Origin of the sequence: Peribacillus kribbensis DSM 17871, assembly GCF_000430765.1 — a bacterium.
GTDB classification, from domain to species: Bacteria; Bacillota; Bacilli; order Bacillales; family DSM-1321; genus Paraperibacillus; species Paraperibacillus kribbensis.
The window spans coordinates 114640-133667 of record NZ_AUMQ01000029.1 but is presented as its reverse complement, the minus strand read 5'-3'; the positions used below and the strand labels follow the sequence as shown (position 1 = coordinate 133667).

The following is a 19028-nucleotide window of genomic DNA, read 5'->3' as shown; positions in this document are numbered from 1 at the left end:
CTTAATGGCTTCATTGAAAATATGATATAATTACCTGTGCTATTGATTAAAAAAGATTATATGGTGGTGAGGGACAAGTAAATGGATCAGCATCCTAATCCAAAAAAAGAAAGATTTCAGCTCTTGCTTCAGCAGCTGGATTTAACCGACGATGCGTTTGTGCAGTATTTCTATAATGCACAGATTGAAAAACTGTTTGTGGAGAGAGAATCCCAAAGGTGGCATTTTACATTCCTGCTGGAACAGATGATTCCATGCAGCATATATTCAAGGTTTTCAGCTCAGCTGATGCAGGCTTTTGCCCATATTGCTAAAGTTTCATTTTCTATAAATGTTCTAAACCCTCAGGTTACAGAAGAACTTGTCAGGGATTACTGGACGAATTGCATCAAAGAAATCGATGGGATTTCCCCTGCACTGCTGTCACTCCTTAATGAACAGGTGCCAAGGCTATCAGGAAACAAAATCCTCATCTCGGCGAGAAATGATGCAGAGGCTGGCCAATTAAAAAGGAAATATTCCGGGATGATCTCCAATATTTATCAATCCATTGGTTTTCCGGTGTTTTCTGTCGAACCAGAAGTACTTGCTGAAGAGGATAATAAAGAATATCAGCGTTTCATAGAGCAGAAACAGAAAGAAGATCAAGAAAGAGGCCTCGCTGCCCTTGTAGAAATGCAGAAGAAGGAAAGCGAAAAAGCGAAAGATGACGGAGCGGCGGCGGACGGCCCTCTTGTAATCGGCTACCGAATTAAAGAAGATGCCGATTTCCGCAGGCTCGAACAAATCATAGACGAAGAAAGACGAGTCGCTGCAGAAGGATACGTATTCGATGCAGAAACCCGCGAGCTGCGCAGCGGCAGAACACTATTAACCTTCAAAATTACTGATTATACAAGCTCCATTCTTGTCAAGATGTTCTCGCGTGATAAAGAAGATGCCGTACAGCTTGCAAGAATTAAAAAAGGCATGTGGGTCAGGGTGCAGGGAAGCATTCAAAATGACACCTTTGTCCGGGATCTTGTCATGATCGCAAATGATATAAATGAAATTAAACCGAGAGGCCGGGCGGATTTGGCTCCTGACGATCAAAAACGGGTCGAACTCCATCTTCATTCACCGATGAGCACCATGGATGCCGTTTCTTCAGTAAGTTCATTGGTAGCCCAGGCAAAAAAATGGGGCCACAGAGCCATCGCCATTACGGATCATTCAAATGTCCAGAGCTTTCCGGAAGCGTTCAATGCCGGCAAAAAGAATGATATTAAAGTGTTATATGGATTAGAAGCAAACCTTGTGAATGATGGGGTGCCGATTGCCTATAATCCGCAGCACCGGCTTCTAGCAGAGGATACGTATGTGGTGTTTGACGTCGAAACCACGGGGCTTTCAGCTGTCTACGATACAATCATCGAGCTTGCTGCCGTTAAAATCAAGGATGGAGAAATTATCGATCGTTTTGAATCCTTTGCCAACCCGCACCATCCTCTTTCTGCTACAATCATCGACCTGACGGGGATTACGGATGATATGCTGGTTTCGGCACCAGAGGTTGGAGAGGTTTTAACCAAGTTTAGAGAGTGGGCCGAGGACAGTATCCTTGTTGCGCATAATGCTAGCTTCGATATGGGCTTCTTAAATGTAGGCTATAAGAAATTGAACTTCGGAAAAGCAGCCAATCCGGTCATCGATACTCTCGAGCTCGGCAGGTTCCTGTATCCCGAAATGAAAAATCACAGGCTCAATACGCTGACCAAAAAGTTCGATATCGAACTGACTCAGCATCATAGGGCGATTTATGATACAGAAGCAACTGGCTACTTACTGCTCAAAATGCTGAAGGATTCTCTGGAGTATGAAATTGAATATCATGACCAGTTCAACGACCATATGGGCCAGGGAAATGCGTACCAGCGCTCCCGTCCTTCCCATTGTACGCTCATGGCGGTCAACGAAACAGGATTGAAGAATCTGTTCAAGCTCGTTTCGATCTCGCATCTCGAATACTTCTACAGAGTTCCCCGTATTCCGCGGTCTGTCCTTCAGAAGCATCGTGAAGGCCTCATTATAGGATCGGGCTGCGACAAGGGTGAAGTGTTTGAGGGAATGATGCAGAAATCCTTTGAGGAAGTGGAGGAAATTGCTGAATTTTACGACTATCTGGAGATTCAGCCAAAAGAGGTTTATGCTCACCTGATTGAGATGGAATATGTGCGCAATGAGAAGTCGCTTGAAAACATCATCGAGAATATCGTCAAGCTTGGAGAAAAACTTGAAAAACCGGTAGTGGCTACGGGCAATGTCCATTATAAAGATCCAGAGGATAAAATTTACCGCAAAATCCTGGTCAATTCCCAGGGAGGGGCAAACCCTCTTAATCGGCATAAGCTTCCTGATGTCCATTTCCGGACAACGGATGAAATGCTCCAAGCTTTCGCGTTCCTTGGCGAAGAGAAGGCAAAAGAAGTGGTTATTACCAACACCAACCTGATCGCGGATAAAATGGAAAACATTAAAGTAATCAAAGACGATCTATATACCCCGAAAATTGAAGGGGCAGAAGATGAAATGCGGAAGATGAGCTACGATATGGCACGAAGCATCTACGGAGACGAACTGCCGGAGATTGTAGAAGCCCGGTTGGAAAAAGAGCTGAAAAGCATCATCGGCCACGGTTTTGCGGTCATATATCTCATTTCCCATAAGCTGGTTAAAAAGTCATTGAACGACGGCTATCTCGTAGGTTCACGTGGTTCTGTCGGTTCCTCGCTTGTCGCAACGATGACGGAAATCACAGAGGTGAACCCGCTGCCGCCGCATTATGTCTGTCCGAACTGCAAGCATTCGGAATTCTTCAATGATGGGTCTGTCGGTTCAGGTTTTGACCTTCCAAATAAAGACTGTCCTGAATGCGGAACTGCCTTCAAAAAAGATGGCCATGACATTCCGTTTGAGACATTCCTTGGATTTAAAGGGGACAAGGTTCCGGATATCGACCTTAACTTCTCCGGTGAATACCAGCCGAGGGCCCATAATTATACAAAAGAGCTATTCGGCGAGGAGTATGTATACCGTGCCGGAACCATCGGCACCGTTGCGGAAAAGACGGCCTATGGCTATGTAAAGGGCTACGCTTCCGATAATAATCTCCATATCAGGAATGCCGAAGTCGACCGGCTGGTCGCAGGATGTACAGGGGTTAAAAGGACAACCGGGCAGCATCCCGGCGGAATTATCGTTGTTCCTGATTATATGGACATCTTTGACTTTTCACCGATTCAGTTCCCGGCAGATGACAAAACTTCCGAATGGCGGACAACTCATTTCGACTTCCATTCCATCCATGATAATCTGCTGAAGCTCGATATACTTGGTCACGATGATCCGACTGTCATCCGTATGCTGCAGGATTTGAGCGGAATTGATCCGAAGACGATCCCGACGGATGATCCGGAAGTAATGAAGATTTTCAGCGGACCTGAATCTTTGGGAGTCACAGAAGAACAGATCATGTGTAAGACAGGGACCCTCGGCATTCCGGAATTCGGGACAAAATTTGTCCGCCAGATGCTGGAGGATACAAAACCGACTACCTTCTCAGAGCTTGTCCAGATATCCGGACTTTCTCATGGAACGGATGTTTGGCTTGGGAATGCACAAGAGCTGATCCACAACAGCATCTGTAACCTGAGCGAGGTTATCGGCTGCCGTGATGATATCATGGTCTATCTTATCTATCAGGGTCTGGATCCTTCCCTTGCCTTTAAGATAATGGAATCTGTACGTAAAGGTAAAGGCCTCTCAGAAGAATTCGAAGCTGAAATGAGGAAAAACGAAGTGCCTGAGTGGTATATTGATTCTTGTAAAAAGATCAAGTATATGTTTCCTAAGGCGCATGCGGCAGCTTATGTACTCATGGCTGTAAGAATTGCCTATTTCAAAGTGCATTTCCCGATCCTTTATTATGCGGCTTACTTTACGGTTAGGGCAGAGGACTTTGATATCGAAGCAATGACCCGCGGCTCCCAGGCCATCAGGGCAAAAATTGATGAAATCAATCAAAAAGGCCTTGACGCATCCACCAAGGAAAAAAACCTTCTTACTGTTTTAGAGCTTGCGCTTGAAATGTGTGAAAGAGGATTTAACTTTAAAAAGATAGACTTATATAAATCGCATGCAAGTGAATTTATTATCGAAGGGAACTCCTTGATCCCTCCGTTCAATTCCCTGCCAGGACTGGGCACAAACGTTGCGCTCAATATTGTCAAGGCACGCGAAGAAGGAGAGTTCCTATCCAAGGAAGACCTTCAGCAGCGCGGCAAGGTTTCCAAAACGATACTCGAGTATCTGGACAAGCAGGGCTGCCTCGAAGCACTGCCAGACCAGAACCAGCTTTCACTGTTTTAAACTTGAACCGGTTTTCACCGGTTCTTTTTTTAGTTCAATTTGTGCCGTTTGGCTGATTGCGGTGTTTTATAATGGAATTGCGCAGTTTGGACAATAATTGCGCCGTTTTTTGAGTTATTGCGTTGAAATGGATTTTTATTGCGTCAAAACAGGTTATAATTGCGTAATTGATTCATATAAGCACCGTTCTCCGCTTTTCTGTGATCCAGCTGCGAACTGCCATCCTCGAGTAATAAGCCAGGCTGTCTATGGGAAGAAGAACGCTTCCCACAGCCACCCTGTCTTATGCTTGTCGGATGGCTGCTTTTCAATAAGATACTCGTTAAAATAAAGCTAGGTGTGTCATTCAGCTTACAATCAATTATGCTTGAAAAGCACCGTTCTCCGCTTTTCTGTGATCCAGCTTCAAGCTGAGGCCCTCGAGTCATAAGCCAATCAGTCCATGAGAAGAAACCCGCTTCTCACGGCCTGCTCGTCTTATGCTTAAGCATAAGTGCGACTAAGCTTCTGTCTTCACTATCGCTCGCCAATCAGCAAGTCTTCTTTATCGGCCCTCTGCCTTCCAATTAGTAAGATAAATAATGGATTGTCCAGAACATGCAGCAAGAATAAGTTTGCTTAGGAAGGCACCGCTTTCAGCTTTTCTTGTTTGCAATAATATTTTGGTTATGGTATATTTTTATTGGAAATACTAAGACAGAGCGAAGGAGAGTGGGGAAACCCACTCTTTCGTTGTTTACATAACTTTATCTGACTTTGTTGATGATAAGCCTGTATATACTGGCTTATTTTTTAAAAAAGGCCTTTTCGTATGTCTGCGTCATGCAAGGGTTTTATAGAAATGTAGGGCTTCGGCAGGAAGAGCGGCAGTAAACAGCGAAAAAGAGCCAAATCATATGCTTCTTTTTCATAAGGAGGGATTAAGTTTGAGCAATAAAGTGACGGAAATAGTGGAAGCGCAGGTTCTGCCCATCCTGGAAGATTTGAATTTGGAATTAGTGGATATAGAGTATTTAAAAGAGGGTAAGAACTGGTTCCTTCGAGTGTTCATTGATAAGGAAGGCGGCATTGATATTGATGAATGCGGCGCGGTCAGTGAGCGGTTGAGCGAGAAGCTTGATGAGACGGATCCGATTCCATATAACTATTTTTTAGAAGTTTCTTCTCCAGGTGCTGAACGGCCATTAAAAAAGGCGGCGGATTTTACAAAGTCCATCGGCAAGAATGTATTCATCAAGACTTATGAGCCGCTTGACGGCTTGAAGGAGTTTGAGGGCATTCTTGATGCGTTTGATGGAGAGACCGTGACCATTACAATGAAAATTAAAACCAGAAACAAAACCGTGGAAATTCCATACGAAAAAGTGGCAAAGGCAAGACTGGCGGTTACTTTTTAAGGAATTCATTAAGGGTATTCGAGGGGGATAAAAATGAGCAGTGAGTTGCTTGATGCTTTAGTCCTTTTGGAAAAGGAAAAGGGCATTTCTAGAGATGTAATATTAGAAGCGATCGAAGCGGCGCTTGTGTCCGCCTATAAACGCAATTTCAACCAGGCACAAAATGTCAGAATCGATATAAATCTTGAAAGAGGATCCATGCGTGTTTTTGCACGCAAGGATGTGGTGGACCAGGTATTCGATCCGCGCCTTGAAGTTTCCATTGAAGAAGCTCAAGCAATCGACCCTAACTACCAGGTAGAAGACATTGTTGAGATGGAAGTAACTCCCAAGGACTTTGGAAGAATTGCTGCCCAGACTGCGAAGCAGGTAGTGACACAGCGTGTCCGTGAAGCTGAACGGGGCATTATTTATTCCGAGTTCATTGACCGTGAAGAAGACATCATGACTGGAATCGTACAGCGCCAGGATTCCCGCTTCATCTATGTCAGTCTTGGAAAGATAGAGGCTTTGCTTCCTCAAAGCGAGCAGATGCCAAACGAGCATTATAAGCCGCATGACAGGATTAAGGTTTTCTTAACCAAAGTGGAAAAAACATCAAAAGGGCCGCAAATCTTTGTATCCCGCACGCACCCTGGCCTGCTGAAGAGGCTTTTTGAAATCGAAGTGCCGGAAATCTATGATGGCACCGTGGAAATCAAGTCTGTTGCCCGCGAAGCGGGGGACCGCTCCAAGATTTCTGTCCACTCCGATAATCCTGAGGTGGATCCTGTAGGTTCATGTGTGGGTCCAAAGGGACAAAGGGTGCAGGCGATCGTTAATGAACTTAAAGGCGAAAAAATTGACATTGTCAAGTGGTCTGAAGATCCGGTTGTTTTTGTTGCCAATGCCCTAAGCCCTTCAAAGGTCCTTGAGGTCATGGTTTCCGAAGCAGAAAAAGCGACAACCGTCATTGTTCCTGACTTCCAGCTTTCCCTGGCGATCGGAAAACGCGGACAGAATGCACGACTGGCGGCTAAGCTGACAGGCTGGAAAATTGATATAAAGAGTGAGTCGGAAGCCCGGGAAGCAGGAATTTATCCTGTAGAGGAAAAGCTTTTATCCTTTGACATTGAAGACAGTTTGTCAGAAGAATAGAGAGGTGGGCTTTTAGTGATTAGTCGCAAGAAAATCCCTATGAGGAAGTGTGTGGCCACAGGCGAAATGAAGCCTAAGAAGGAGCTTATTCGCATCGTCCGCTCTAAGGAGGGCGAGGTTTCAGTTGATCCTACCGGAAAAAAGGCAGGACGGGGAGCCTATCTTACTCTTGAGAAAGAGGCGATTCTGCTGGCGAAAAAGAAGAACATACTGGCGAACCAGCTGGGCGCGGCCATTGATCCTTCCCTCTATGATGAGCTTCTAGAACTCGCTGAAAAGGAGAACCGCTGATTCCATGGATAATGAACGGTGGATTTCACTGCTAGGGCTCGCTGCCCGTGCAAGAAAACTGATATCCGGTGAAGAGCTGGTTGTTAAAGAAATCAGGAACGGAAAAGCGAAGCTTGTGTTCCTTTCCCAGGATGCTTCAAAGAATACAGAAAAGAAAATTATCGATAAATGCAAGTTTTATAATGTTCCGCTTTTCAGAGCGGAAAATAGATTCATGCTCGGTCAAGCAATCGGTAAAGACGCCCGTGTAACAATTGCAGTCCTTGACGAGGGTTTTGCAGACAAACTTCAGACGTTGCTCGATTAAATTTTTTATGGGGGTGGACGTATGACGAAGATACGTGTTTACGAATATGCAAAAAAACATAATGTTTCCAGCAAGGACGTCATTACGAAACTAAAAGAAATGAATATAGAGGTAACCAATCATATGACAGCAATCGACGATTCTACAGTAAATAAACTAGATAGTGCATACAAGCCAAAGGACCAGAAAAATGGGGGAGGACAAAAGCCTGCGAATAAAACAGGTGGCCAGCAGCATCCCCAAGGCCAGCAGTCAGCTGCTGTTAAGCCGAATACATTTGAGGAACATGATAATGATAACAGCGTGAACAAGCAGAAGCTGACAAAGAAAAATCCTAATAAACCAGCTGCTGCAGGCAACAGCCCATCCAAAGATTCCAGATCCTTTAATAAAGGCAGAAATAATAATAACAACCGAAACAATAATCGAAACAGAAATAATAAACGGCCTCAAACATCAACGTACCAGGCTCCTCCGCGCAAAGAAAGGGAGCTTCCTAAGAAAATCACCTTTACTGAATCCTTAACTGTACAGGAGCTTGGGAAAAAGCTTCATAGAGAACCTTCTGAAATCATTAAAAAGTTATTCCTGCTTGGAGTAATGGCGACCATTAACCAATCACTGGATAAAGATGCGATTGAGTTAATTGCTACTGAATATGGGGTAGAGGTAGAAGAAGAGATTAAAGTAGATCTAACAGATCTTGAAACTCTTGCTGCTGAAGAAGATGCTCCGGAAAACCTTATCGGGCGTCCTGCTGTTGTTACGATTATGGGCCACGTTGACCATGGTAAAACCACTCTGCTTGACTCTATCAGGAACACAAAGGTGACGGAAGGTGAAGCCGGCGGCATCACCCAGCATATCGGTGCCTATCAGGTAGAGGTCAATGATAAAAGAATTACTTTCCTTGATACACCGGGACACGCGGCATTCACAACCATGCGTGCACGCGGAGCGAAGGTTACGGATATTACCATCCTTGTAGTCGCAGCGGATGACGGCGTAATGCCGCAGACGGTAGAAGCCATCAATCACGCGAAAGCAGCTGAGGTTCCAATTATTGTGGCTGTGAATAAAATGGATAAGCCGGGAGCTAATCCGGATCGTGTTATGCAGGAATTGACGGAGCATAACCTTGTACCGGAAGCTTGGGGCGGCGACACCATTTTTGTTCCGATTTCTGCTAAAAATGGGGATGGCATTGAGAATCTCCTTGAGATGATCCTCCTCGTCAGTGAGGTGGAAGAGTACAAGGCGAATCCGGACCGTAAAGCTTCAGGCACCGTTATTGAAGCACAGCTTGATAAAGGCCGGGGTGCGGTGGCTACCCTCCTTGTTCAGAATGGTACGTTAAAGGTTGGGGATCCCATTGTAGTCGGCAATGCCTTCGGACGTGTCAGAGCTATGGTCAATGATCTGGGACGCCGTGTAAAGGATGCCGGTCCTTCTACTCCTGTAGAAGTAACAGGTCTGAACGAAGTGCCTCAGGCAGGCGATCTGTTCGTGGTATTTGAAGATGAGAAAACAGCCCGTCAGGTTGGGGAAGCCCGTGCCCAGCGCCAGGTTCAATCCAATCGTTCAGAAAAAGCCCGCGTGACCCTTGATAATTTATTTGAACAAATGAAACAAGGGGAAGTTAAGGATATCAACCTGATTGTTAAAGCAGATGTACAGGGCTCTGTTGAGGCTATGTCAGCTTCCCTTCAGAAGATTGAAGTGGAAGGCGTAAAGGTTAAGATCATCCACTCCGGCGTTGGCGCCATCAACGAGTATGACATCATGCTGGCAACTGCATCCAATGCGATTGTTATTGGGTTTAATGTGCGCCCGGATGTAAATGCTAAACGTGCGGCCGAATCTGAAAATGTAGATATCCGCCTGCACCGCATCATCTACAAAGTCATCGAGGAAATTGAAGCCGCGATGAAAGGGATGCTCGATCCTGAATTTGAAGAGAAAATCATCGGCCAGGCTGAAGTCCGTACTACCTTCAAGGTTTCTAAAGTCGGAACGATTGCCGGATCTTATGTTACGGACGGGAAAATCACACGTGACAGCGGAATCCGCTTGATTCGCCAGGGCGTAGTCATCTTTGAAGGGGAAATCGATGCTCTTAAACGCTTCAAGGATGATGCGAAGGAAGTTTCTCAAGGTTATGAGTGCGGTATTACGATTAAAAACTACAATGACCTCAAAGAAGGCGACGTTATTGAAGCCTATGTCATGGAGGAAATTGAGCGCAAATGATTGGCTTTGCCGAGTTTGAGTGTGTGATTTACGATGCCCATTCCCTAAAAGAGAAACGAGCAGTACTTCAGCGCATCATGACAAGGCTCAGGCAGAGATTTAATATTTCAATCGCTGAGGTGGACCACCAGGATGTCTGGCAGCGGACGAAGCTGGCGATCGCCGTGGTGTCCTCCTCGCGTATCATGAGTGAAAAAGAGCTGCAAAAAGCCCTGCTCTATTTAGACTCTTTTCCAGAGATAGAACGAACACTAACTGAGATAGAATGGCTTTAATTTAACGGGGTGATTATATGAGCCTTCGTGCAAACCGAGTTGGCGAACAAATGAAGAAGGAACTGAGCGAGGTCATCGGCCGTAAGATCAAGGATCCTCGCATCGGCTTTGTAACAGTAACAGATGTAGAAGTAACAGGAGACCTGCAGCAGGCCAAGGTATATATTTCTGTTCTTGGCGATGAAGAGCAGAGGCAGAATACTCTCAAAGGGCTTGCGAAGGCGAAGGGCTTCATCCGCTCTGAAATTGGTCAGAGAATCAGGCTTCGAAAAACGCCTGAAATCTTCTTCGAATTTGATGAATCTGTAGATTATGGAAACCGCATTGAAAATCTTCTGACACAGATTAATAAAGAAGATCATAAACAAAGCGGAGAATGATCTGAAGATAAAGAGCATGAACGATTAACCACTTGAGGCTGGCTTGTGTATGGGGGATTCTGCGGTCCCTGATCAGACATTTTGTCTGGTCAGGGACGATCTGCAGGACACCCGGCATAAGCGAGCCTCTTTTTTTCTTATTTTATTTTTAAAAACTGGAGGTTATTGGCTTGGAGGGAATATTACCGCTTTTGAAACCTAAAGGGCTGACGTCCCATGACTGTGTTTTTAAACTTCGTAAAATATTAGGCACAAAGAAGGTCGGCCATACAGGAACGCTTGACCCTGATGTGACCGGGGTGCTTCCAGTCTGCGTGGGACGGGCCACAAAAATTGCAGAATACATAACCGATGCCGGAAAAGCCTATGAAGGGGAAGTTACCCTGGGGTATGCGACGGCCACGGAAGATTCCTCCGGCGAAACCGTCGAGGAAAAAGAGGTAGACCGTGTCATTGGCCGGCAGGAGATCGTGGAGGTCCTGGGAAGTCTGACAGGGGTCATAACACAGACTCCGCCTATGTATTCGGCTGTAAAGGTCAACGGAAAGAAATTGTATGAATACGCCAGAGCTGGCCAGACTGTCGAAAGGCCTTCCCGTGAAGTTTCCATCTATTCCTTGGAGCTTTTAGATTCGAGGGATTCATTTGAAGGGAAGCACATTTCCTTTAAATTCCGTGTCAGCTGCAGCAAAGGTACATACATTCGGACACTTGCTGTGATGATTGGAGAACGGCTTGGATTTCCCGCCCATATGTCACGGTTAGAACGCATCAGATCTGCCTCATTTTCGATTGAAGACTGTTTAACCTTTGAGGAAGTAGAAGAAAAAGTGCGGCAGGGTGAGGATTTTCTTCTGCCGCTGGAAATAGGCTTGTCTCATTTGCCTAAATATCATATAAGTGATAAAGTATCAGAGAAAATTAAAAATGGCGCGGTGCTTCCGGTTCCCGAAGAAATACACTCAATTGATGGGCCCTTTGTTATAATGGACAGCAGCAGGAAAGCCCTGGCCATTTATAAGCTTCATCCTGAAAAAACGGGCCTGATGAAGCCGGTGAAAGTCCTGCGTAATGAATGAAAGGGCTTAGGTGTGTCCTCGTGAGCAGTAAAGCCTGATTATGTTATGCTTTCCCGCTAAGGAAGAGGAGAATTCTTGTGGAGACCATTTATATAAATCATCCCCACCATATTAAACAATCCGATTTTCCCCATCATGTATTGGCCCTGGGTTTTTTCGATGGAGTCCATCTCGGACATAGGAAGGTGATCAATACGGCCAAAGCAAAGGCGGAAGAGCTTTCACTTCCTGTATCGGTCATGACCTTTGATCCCCACCCATCCGAGGTGCTTGGGAAGAAGAATAAGGTTGTAAAATATATCACCCCTCTTAAAACTAAAATTGAGATCATGAGGGAACTGGGGATCGACTATCTTTTTATAGTCCATTTTACAGAGGAGTTTGCTAAGTTACTCCCGCAGGAGTTTGTGGATCAATACCTGATTGGCCTCAATGTGAAACATGTGGTTGCCGGTTTTGATTACACTTATGGAAAATTAGGAAAAGGGACGATGGAAACTATGCCGTTTCATTCTAGGGACCAATTTGATTCTACAACAGTTGAGAAGCTGTCAGATAACCAGGAAAAAGTGAGTTCGACCAAAATCCGCGAGCTGATGAAAAACGGGCAGACTGAAGAACTGTCAAGGATTCTAGGGCGCTTCTATACGGCGGATGGAACCGTAATTCATGGTGAAAAGAGGGGAAGGCAATTAGGTTTTCCTACGGCTAATATTGCCTTGGAAGAGCCCTTTGTTTACCCGGCAACAGGTGTCTATGCCGTCAGGATCCAGGTGGATTCCAAGTGGCATTCTGGAGTCTGCAATGTCGGCTACAAGCCTACCTTCCATGAAGAAAAACCTGAAAATCCAAATGTTGAAGTCCATATTTTTGACTTTAATGATACGATCTACGGAAATGAAGTAAAGATCGAATGGCACAGAAGACTGAGAAGCGAGAAGAAATTCAGCGGCCTTGATGAGCTGGTTGCCCAAATCAGCAGAGATAAAGATGAAGCAAGAGAGTATTTTTCCAATAATTTTTGATTGTACTTGCTTTTCTTATTGAAAAGATGTATGATATAACCTGTATGAGATGAACCATTACTTGGCAATGCGAATCACCAACGTTTGCTCAGTTTTCGGGGATTTTTGAAAGATATTTGGAGGTGAAAATAGATGGCTATTACAAAAGAACGTAAAAATGAGCTAATCAATGAGTACAAAACTCATGAAGGCGATACTGGATCTCCAGAAGTTCAAATTGCTGTCCTAACTGAAGAGATTAACAATTTGAACGATCATCTACGCACTCATAAGAAAGACCACCACTCACGTCGCGGTCTTCTAAAAATGGTAGGTAGACGCCGTAACTTGCTTACTTACTTGCGTAACAAGGATGTAACTCGTTACCGTGAACTAATCAACCGATTAGGCCTACGCCGATAATTTTTAAGAGAAAGCGGGAACTATTCCCGCTTTTTTGTATATTAGAGGATATCTTGTATCCAGCTCCTAAGTAAAATGATAAAACATTGCATGTTTTTACATATACGCTTTTTCTAAAAAAATTGTGGCTTTTTAATGGGAGATATCTAATTTGCAATTCAGGGTGATGGAGCGTAAGGTTCGAGACTCCCGCGGAAAGCGGGCACTCCTGGAGCGAAAATCAAACTCCTGTTTAAAATAGCAAAATTCAAGAAAACAGCTTACATATAAAATGCTATACACTGGAATTAGGTTTTAAATATGCTAAACTAAGGGAAAATATTCCTTGGGTTACTGCTAACTTAATACATTATGTTGTTATATCCTGCTCTTTTCGTGCATAATAGGAGTAGTTTGTTTTTATTTTTGCTGTTGATTGACTATAATGCGAATGAGAGCTTGTATTTTAAAAATATATGCCATATTCATATATATTACTTTTAGTAAAACAAGGTACATATTTTTTCGGCTGATAGCCGTTAGAATACTCGTTAGAAACAGAGAGGGGTTTTATTTTTAATGGAACAAACTAAAAGAACTTTTTCCATTGACTGGGCTGGCCGCCAGTTAACAGTTGAAATTGGACAGCTGGCCAAGCAGGCAAACGGAGCTGCTTTGATCCGTTATGGCGATACAGCGGTCCTTAGCACCGCCACTGCCTCCAAGGAACCAAAAACAGTAGACTTTTTTCCTTTAACTGTGAATTATGAAGAAAGGCTATATGCGGTTGGGAAAATTCCTGGAGGATTTATCAAGCGTGAAGGACGTCCAAGTGAGAAGGCTATTCTGGCAAGCCGGCTGATAGACCGTCCGATCCGCCCGCTATTTGCTGATGGCTTCCGCAATGAGGTACAGGTTGTCAGCATGGTGATGAGTGTGGATCAGGATTGTTCATCTGAAATGGCTGCAATGTTTGGATCTTCACTTGCTTTGACCGTATCTGATATTCCTTTTGAAGGTCCTATCGCTGGTGTGGTTGTCGGCAGGATTGAAAATCAATTCGTTATTAATCCAACTGTCGAGCAGATGGGAAAAAGCGATATCAATTTAACCGTTGCCGGGACCAAAGATGCCATTAACATGGTTGAAGCCGGGGCGAATGAAGTGCCTGAAGAGGTTATGCTTGAAGCAATCATGTTTGGTCATGACGAAATCAAACGCCTTATTGCTTTCCAGGAAGAAATCGCTGGTGAAGTGGGCAAAGAGAAAAGGGAAGTGGCACTTTATGAAGTAGATTCAGAGCTTGAAGCGGAAATCCGCTCCATGTGTGAATCTGATATCAATAAAGCTGTACAGGTGCAGGAAAAGCATGCACGTGAAGAGGCCATTAATGAAGTTAAAGATAAGGTCATTGCCCAATATGAAGAAAAGGAAGCTGAACCTGAGGTAATAAAGCAGGTTAAAGAAATATTAGGGAAATTTGTGAAAGCTGAAGTCCGCAGGCTGATTACGGAAGATAAGGTACGCCCGGATGGAAGAAAGCCTGATGAAATCCGTCCTCTTTCTTCTGAAGTAGGAATTCTGCCAAGAACGCATGGTTCAGGACTCTTTACAAGGGGTCAGACACAAGCGCTTTCCATTTGTACACTCGGTGCCCTTGGGGATGTTCAAATCCTTGACGGTCTTGGGGTGGAAGAGTCCAAGCGCTTTATGCACCATTACAATTTCCCTCCTTTCAGCGTAGGGGAAACAGGGTTCATGAGGGGGCCGGGACGTCGTGAAATCGGTCATGGAGCCCTGGGAGAAAGAGCTCTTGAGCCGGTGCTTCCTTCCGAGAAGGACTTCCCTTATACGGTAAGGCTTGTGGCAGAGGTTCTTGAATCTAACGGTTCAACCTCTCAGGCGAGCATCTGTGCGAGCACCCTGGCCATGATGGATGCAGGTGTTCCGATCAAAGCGCCAGTTGCAGGTATCGCAATGGGTCTGATCAAGACAGGCGAGAATTATACGGTTCTTACAGATATCCAGGGAATGGAAGACCACCTTGGAGATATGGATTTCAAGGTTGCTGGAACGGCAAAAGGTGTTACTGCCCTGCAGATGGACATCAAAATTGAAGGTCTGTCAAGACAGATTTTGGAGGAAGCCCTGCAGCAGGCAAAACGAGGCCGGATGCATATTCTAGAGCATATGCAGACAGCAATCGAGGCTCCGCGCACAGAGCTTTCCATGTATGCTCCTAAGATTCTTACCATGACAATCAATCCGGATAAGATCAGGGATGTTATCGGGCCGAGCGGCAAACAGATCAATAAGATCATTGAAGAAACCGGCGTAAAAATCGATATTGAGCAGGATGGAACAGTATTCATTTCTTCTACAAATCAAGAAATGAACCAGAAGGCAAGGAAGATCATCGAGGATATCGTCCGTGAAGTGGAAGTGGGCGCCCTGTATCTTGGTAAAGTAAAACGAATCGAAAAATTTGGTGCGTTCGTAGAAATATTCAGCGGTAAAGATGGATTGGTCCATATTTCAGAGCTTGCTGAAGAACGTGTCGGAAAAGTCGAGGATGTTGTGGCCATCGGTGATGAAATCCTGGTTAAAGTCCTTGATATCGATAAGCAGGGAAGAGTCAACCTTTCGCGTAAAGCAGTTCTTAAAGAACAGAAGGCTGAGGAAAACTCAAATTCATAAGAGAAGGCTGGGGAAACCCGGCTTTTTTTTAGGTTATAGACCCTAAGTGATATCCCGAATGTTCTACCTTGTCCTCCTGCCACATAAACATGTAAAGGTAATGTTTATATGGGAGGGCATGGTATGAATACTAAATTTCAACATTTTATTGCTTTATTTGCAATCGCAGGTATATCATGGATATTAGTTCAGAATCCATTGACAGAAGAGTATATGGAGACATGGAATGAACAGAACAACCAGACAGAGCCTGCATCCGGCAGCCTTTACAGCGAATTGCAAACCAAGGCGAAACGCTTTGAAATACCTGCTCAGAATGCTAAAATTGACCCGGTGTGGAAAACGGTGCCAGGCTATAATGGTTTGAAAGTGGAATTGGATGCTTCATATAAAAAGATGAAAAAGTCAGGCAGGTTCGACAGCAAAAAACTGATTTATAAACAAGTTCCGCCTAAAAAACACTTGAAAGATCTCCCCCCTGCCCCTATATATAGAGCAAACCCTGATAAGCCTGTTGTCAGCCTGCTGATAAATGTTGCCTGGGGAAACGAATACTTACAGGACATGCTGGCCGTTCTGAAAAAGAATGATGTTAAGGCAACATTTTTCCTTGAAGGACGATGGGCCAAAAAATACCCTGAGCTTGCTAAAATGATTGCAGAAGGCGGACATGAAATAGGGAATCATTCCTATTCCCATCCCAACATGGCTGCATTATCCTCCGGCAGGGCACAGGATGAGATACAAAAGACAAACGGCATCATCAAGGCAGTTACAGGCGTTACCTGCAAATGGTTTGCACCACCAAGCGGAAGTTTCAAGGACGAAACAGTGAAAATTGCAAGTGCAAACAAAATGGGCACTATTATGTGGAGCGTTGATACGATTGATTGGCAGAAGCCCAGCCCGGAAACTCTTACTGAGAGAGTGATGAACAAGCTGCATCCAGGGGCGTTTATCCTTATGCATCCTACAGAATCAAGTTCTAAAGCTTTGGATAAGCTAATTAAACGAATCAAACAGGAAAATCTTCATATAATGACCGTTTCCGGTTCATTAAGTGAAGAAAGAATTATGCATTAATAGTCAATAGATGTTTGTTTTGCAGCTAGATTAGGAGGAATTGTATTGATAAAGAGATATACTTGCCAGAATGGAGTAAGGATTGTTTTAGAAAATATTCCGACTGTACGTTCGGTTGCAATTGGGATTTGGATTAAAACAGGATCACGGAATGAAAATCCAGAAAATAATGGGATCTCCCATTTCCTGGAGCACATGTTCTTTAAGGGGACTTCCACCCGCTCTGCAAGGGAAATAGCAGAATCCTTTGACAGCATTGGCGGACATGTGAATGCATTCACGTCAAAAGAATATACCTGCTATTATGCAAAAGTGCTGGATAATCATGCCAGTTATGCCCTTGAAGTTCTGGCAGATATGTTTTTCAATTCGACCTTTGTTGATGAAGAATTGAAAAAAGAGAAGAAGGTAGTGTACGAAGAAATTAAGATGTATGAAGATACTCCGGATGATATCGTGCATGATCTATTGAGCCAGGCGGTATATGAAAAGCATCCTCTCGGATATCCGATACTCGGAACAGAAGAAACCCTCGATACCTTTACAGGGGATACTTTGAAGCAGTATATGCATGATTATTATATTCCTGATAATGTAGTGGTCTCCATTGCCGGGAACATTGATGAACTGTTCGTCAATGAAGCGGAAAAATACTTTGGAAGCTATACTGGAGGAAAAGGGCAGAGACCAGTGATTAAAGCAGACTTCCACCAGAATACATTATCAAGGAAGAAAGAAACTGAGCAGGCACATGTCTGCCTGGGCTTTAATGGTCTTCCGATCGGCCATGATAAAGTATACAGCCTCATTTCCCTTAACAATATCCTTGGAGGCAGCATGAGCAGCCGTTTATTCCAGGAAGTGCGGGAACAAAGAGGGCTTGCTTACTCCGTCTATTCGTATCATTCAGGCTATGAGAAGAACGGGCTGGTGACCATTTATGGCGGCACAGGGGCCAGCCAGCTTGAACTTCTGCTATCCACGGTACATGAAACTCTTGCTAAGTTAAAAGCAGACGGAATTACAGAGCGGGAGCTGAAAAATAGCAAAGAGCAGTTAAAGGGCAGCCTGATGCTAAGCCTCGAAAGCACCAACAGCAGAATGAGCCGGAACGGAAAAAACGAGCTGCTGCTCGGAAGACACCGCTCTCTGGATGAGATTGTTGAAGAAATAGACGGCGTTACGGAAGAAAGTGTAAATTCACTAGCGCGTGAAATCTTCGATGACCAATACTCCATGGCGCTCATCAGTCCGCTTGAAGACTGGAAGCAGGCAAAATAAGAATACACTAGCTGTGTAAGAATAACCTTTCCAATGAGGGAAGATCACAGGCAGATCGTTAAAAGGGATTTGGGATAGATACTATTCCAAATCCCTATTTTTTTGCGTTTAAACCAGCCGCTATTTTGTTATATGTATAAAAGCGGGGTACCTAAGTTCCGTTCCAGCCGCTTTGCTTTCCGAGGGGCGGACGGTGAACCTCCTAAAGCTCCGCCTGCGGGGTGTCATCTGTCCCGCTGCGCACGAGTAGAAAAGCGGAAAGCAGTGCCTGCAAAGAATATTATTCAAAGTCCAATGCGGCCCCACCTTTTAATCTCTTCATAAAAGTGAACGAGAAAAAAATTTCCTTCTCATATTATCCCGTCATATCTTATATAGATTAAGTAATGGGACATTCGGAGGTGATGCTGTTTTGAGGCTCAGCGAGTTAAGCGGCAAGGAAATTGTGGACGTTAAGCGTGCAGAGCGGTTAGGGGTGCTTGGCCAGACGGATTTAGAGATCAATGAAAAGGGACAGATTACCGCTCTGATCATTCCAAATGTTAAATGGTTTGGTTTTAAAAAGAATGGAAATGAAATAAGAGTTCCGTGGAATCACATCAAAAAAATCGGGGCCGATATGATTATCATCGATATTCCTGGTACAGAAGCTGAGCCAGAATAGAAGTCCGGAAAGGTGCCCTCCAGAAGGTCAGGTAGACCGGCTTTCCGGAGGGCACCTTTTTAAATAATAGTCCTTATTCGGGTTAGATTAGGAATAAAAATAAGAGGAATAATTCCCCTTAAATCCTGACCAGATGCCTTTTTGAGGAATATAAGGGAAGTTTTTCCCTTATGGGAAAAAAAAGCCCTCATTTTCGCACTTTTTGAGTCAATAAAGGGAATTTCTCCCTCTATTGAAGCCCTTTTTACTCCACTTTACGAATTAAGGGGAATTTTTCCCTCTATTGAAGGAAGCCCCTTTTATCCCGCACTACGAATAAGGGGAGTTTTCCCCTCTATTGAAGAAGCCCCTTTTATCCCACACTACCGAATTAA

At 44.4% G+C, this 19028-nt stretch carries 15 protein-coding genes; all 15 read left to right on the top strand.

Translation table 11 applies throughout. From position 1 onward, the window contains the following. Positions 1 to 81 precede the first annotated feature (81 nt). The 15 genes from H539_RS0103985 to H539_RS0103910 all read left to right on the top strand — a co-directional run bounded on the left by H539_RS0103985 (position 82) and on the right by H539_RS0103910 (position 18654). Positions 82 to 4407 (top strand): PolC-type DNA polymerase III, encoded by a 4326-nt coding sequence (locus H539_RS0103985; protein WP_026692454.1) that lies wholly within the window; start codon positions 82 to 84, stop codon positions 4405 to 4407. 926 nt (positions 4408 to 5333) lie between these two features. Continuing rightward, positions 5334 to 5804, top strand: coding sequence for a ribosome maturation factor RimP (gene rimP, locus H539_RS0103980; RefSeq protein WP_026692453.1), 471 nt, complete (start codon positions 5334 to 5336; stop codon positions 5802 to 5804). Positions 5805 to 5837: 33 nt separating this feature from the next. Next, positions 5838 to 6941 (top strand): transcription termination factor NusA, encoded by a 1104-nt coding sequence (gene nusA, locus H539_RS0103975; protein ID WP_026692452.1) that lies wholly within the window; start codon positions 5838 to 5840, stop codon positions 6939 to 6941. Positions 6942 to 6956: 15 nt separating this feature from the next. Continuing rightward, on the top strand, positions 6957 to 7232 hold the full coding sequence (gene rnpM, locus H539_RS0103970) for an RNase P modulator RnpM (RefSeq protein WP_026692451.1): 276 nt from the start codon (positions 6957 to 6959) through the stop codon (positions 7230 to 7232). Positions 7233 to 7236: 4 nt separating this feature from the next. Next, complete coding sequence (locus H539_RS0103965; RefSeq protein WP_026692450.1) at positions 7237 to 7539, top strand: YlxQ family RNA-binding protein; 303 nt, start codon at positions 7237 to 7239, stop codon at positions 7537 to 7539. A 21-nt stretch (positions 7540 to 7560) separates the two neighbouring features. After that, on the top strand, positions 7561 to 9789 hold the full coding sequence (infB, locus tag H539_RS0103960; protein ID WP_026692449.1) for a translation initiation factor IF-2: 2229 nt from the start codon (positions 7561 to 7563) through the stop codon (positions 9787 to 9789). After that, positions 9786 to 10064, top strand: coding sequence for a DUF503 domain-containing protein (locus tag H539_RS0103955; protein ID WP_026692448.1), 279 nt, complete (start codon positions 9786 to 9788; stop codon positions 10062 to 10064). Before infB ends, H539_RS0103955 begins: the two co-directional genes overlap by 4 nt. A gap of 17 nt (positions 10065 to 10081) precedes the next feature. Then, positions 10082 to 10444, top strand: a complete 363-nt coding sequence (rbfA, locus tag H539_RS0103950) for a 30S ribosome-binding factor RbfA (protein WP_026692447.1) — start codon at positions 10082 to 10084, stop codon at positions 10442 to 10444. A 170-nt stretch (positions 10445 to 10614) separates the two neighbouring features. Further along, the gene (truB, locus tag H539_RS0103940) at positions 10615 to 11523 is read left to right on the top strand and encodes a tRNA pseudouridine(55) synthase TruB (RefSeq protein WP_026692446.1); all 909 of its coding nucleotides are present in this window, start codon (positions 10615 to 10617) and stop codon (positions 11521 to 11523) included. Between the two features lie 77 nt (positions 11524 to 11600). Beyond that, positions 11601 to 12548, top strand: coding sequence for a bifunctional riboflavin kinase/FAD synthetase (gene ribF, locus H539_RS0103935; protein WP_026692445.1), 948 nt, complete (start codon positions 11601 to 11603; stop codon positions 12546 to 12548). 132 nt (positions 12549 to 12680) lie between these two features. Further along, positions 12681 to 12950 (top strand): 30S ribosomal protein S15, encoded by a 270-nt coding sequence (rpsO, locus tag H539_RS0103930; protein WP_026692444.1) that lies wholly within the window; start codon positions 12681 to 12683, stop codon positions 12948 to 12950. A 558-nt stretch (positions 12951 to 13508) separates the two neighbouring features. Then, positions 13509 to 15626, top strand: coding sequence for a polyribonucleotide nucleotidyltransferase (gene pnp / locus H539_RS0103925; RefSeq protein ID WP_026692443.1), 2118 nt, complete (start codon positions 13509 to 13511; stop codon positions 15624 to 15626). A 123-nt stretch (positions 15627 to 15749) separates the two neighbouring features. After that, positions 15750 to 16709, top strand: a complete 960-nt coding sequence (locus tag H539_RS0103920) for a polysaccharide deacetylase family protein (protein ID WP_026692442.1) — start codon at positions 15750 to 15752, stop codon at positions 16707 to 16709. A gap of 45 nt (positions 16710 to 16754) precedes the next feature. Next, the gene (locus H539_RS0103915) at positions 16755 to 17990 is read left to right on the top strand and encodes a M16 family metallopeptidase (protein WP_026692441.1); all 1236 of its coding nucleotides are present in this window, start codon (positions 16755 to 16757) and stop codon (positions 17988 to 17990) included. A gap of 412 nt (positions 17991 to 18402) precedes the next feature. Beyond that, positions 18403 to 18654 (top strand): YlmC/YmxH family sporulation protein, encoded by a 252-nt coding sequence (locus H539_RS0103910; protein WP_026692440.1) that lies wholly within the window; start codon positions 18403 to 18405, stop codon positions 18652 to 18654. Positions 18655 to 19028 lie beyond the last annotated feature (374 nt).

What these genes read in the sequence shown, in the direction of transcription:
- H539_RS0103985 (WP_026692454.1), top strand. Translation starts at nt 82, where the DNA reads ATGGATCAGCATCCTAATCCAAAAAAAGAAAGATTTCAGCTCTTGCTT.
- nusA (WP_026692452.1), top strand. Translation starts at nt 5,838, where the DNA reads ATGAGCAGTGAGTTGCTTGATGCTTTAGTCCTTTTGGAAAAGGAAAAG.
- H539_RS0103965 (WP_026692450.1), top strand. Translation starts at nt 7,237, where the DNA reads ATGGATAATGAACGGTGGATTTCACTGCTAGGGCTCGCTGCCCGTGCA.
- infB (WP_026692449.1), top strand. Translation starts at nt 7,561, where the DNA reads ATGACGAAGATACGTGTTTACGAATATGCAAAAAAACATAATGTTTCC.
- H539_RS0103955 (WP_026692448.1), top strand. Translation starts at nt 9,786, where the DNA reads ATGATTGGCTTTGCCGAGTTTGAGTGTGTGATTTACGATGCCCATTCC.
- rbfA (WP_026692447.1), top strand. Translation starts at nt 10,082, where the DNA reads ATGAGCCTTCGTGCAAACCGAGTTGGCGAACAAATGAAGAAGGAACTG.
- rpsO (WP_026692444.1), top strand. Translation starts at nt 12,681, where the DNA reads ATGGCTATTACAAAAGAACGTAAAAATGAGCTAATCAATGAGTACAAA.
- pnp (WP_026692443.1), top strand. Translation starts at nt 13,509, where the DNA reads ATGGAACAAACTAAAAGAACTTTTTCCATTGACTGGGCTGGCCGCCAG.
- H539_RS0103920 (WP_026692442.1), top strand. Translation starts at nt 15,750, where the DNA reads ATGAATACTAAATTTCAACATTTTATTGCTTTATTTGCAATCGCAGGT.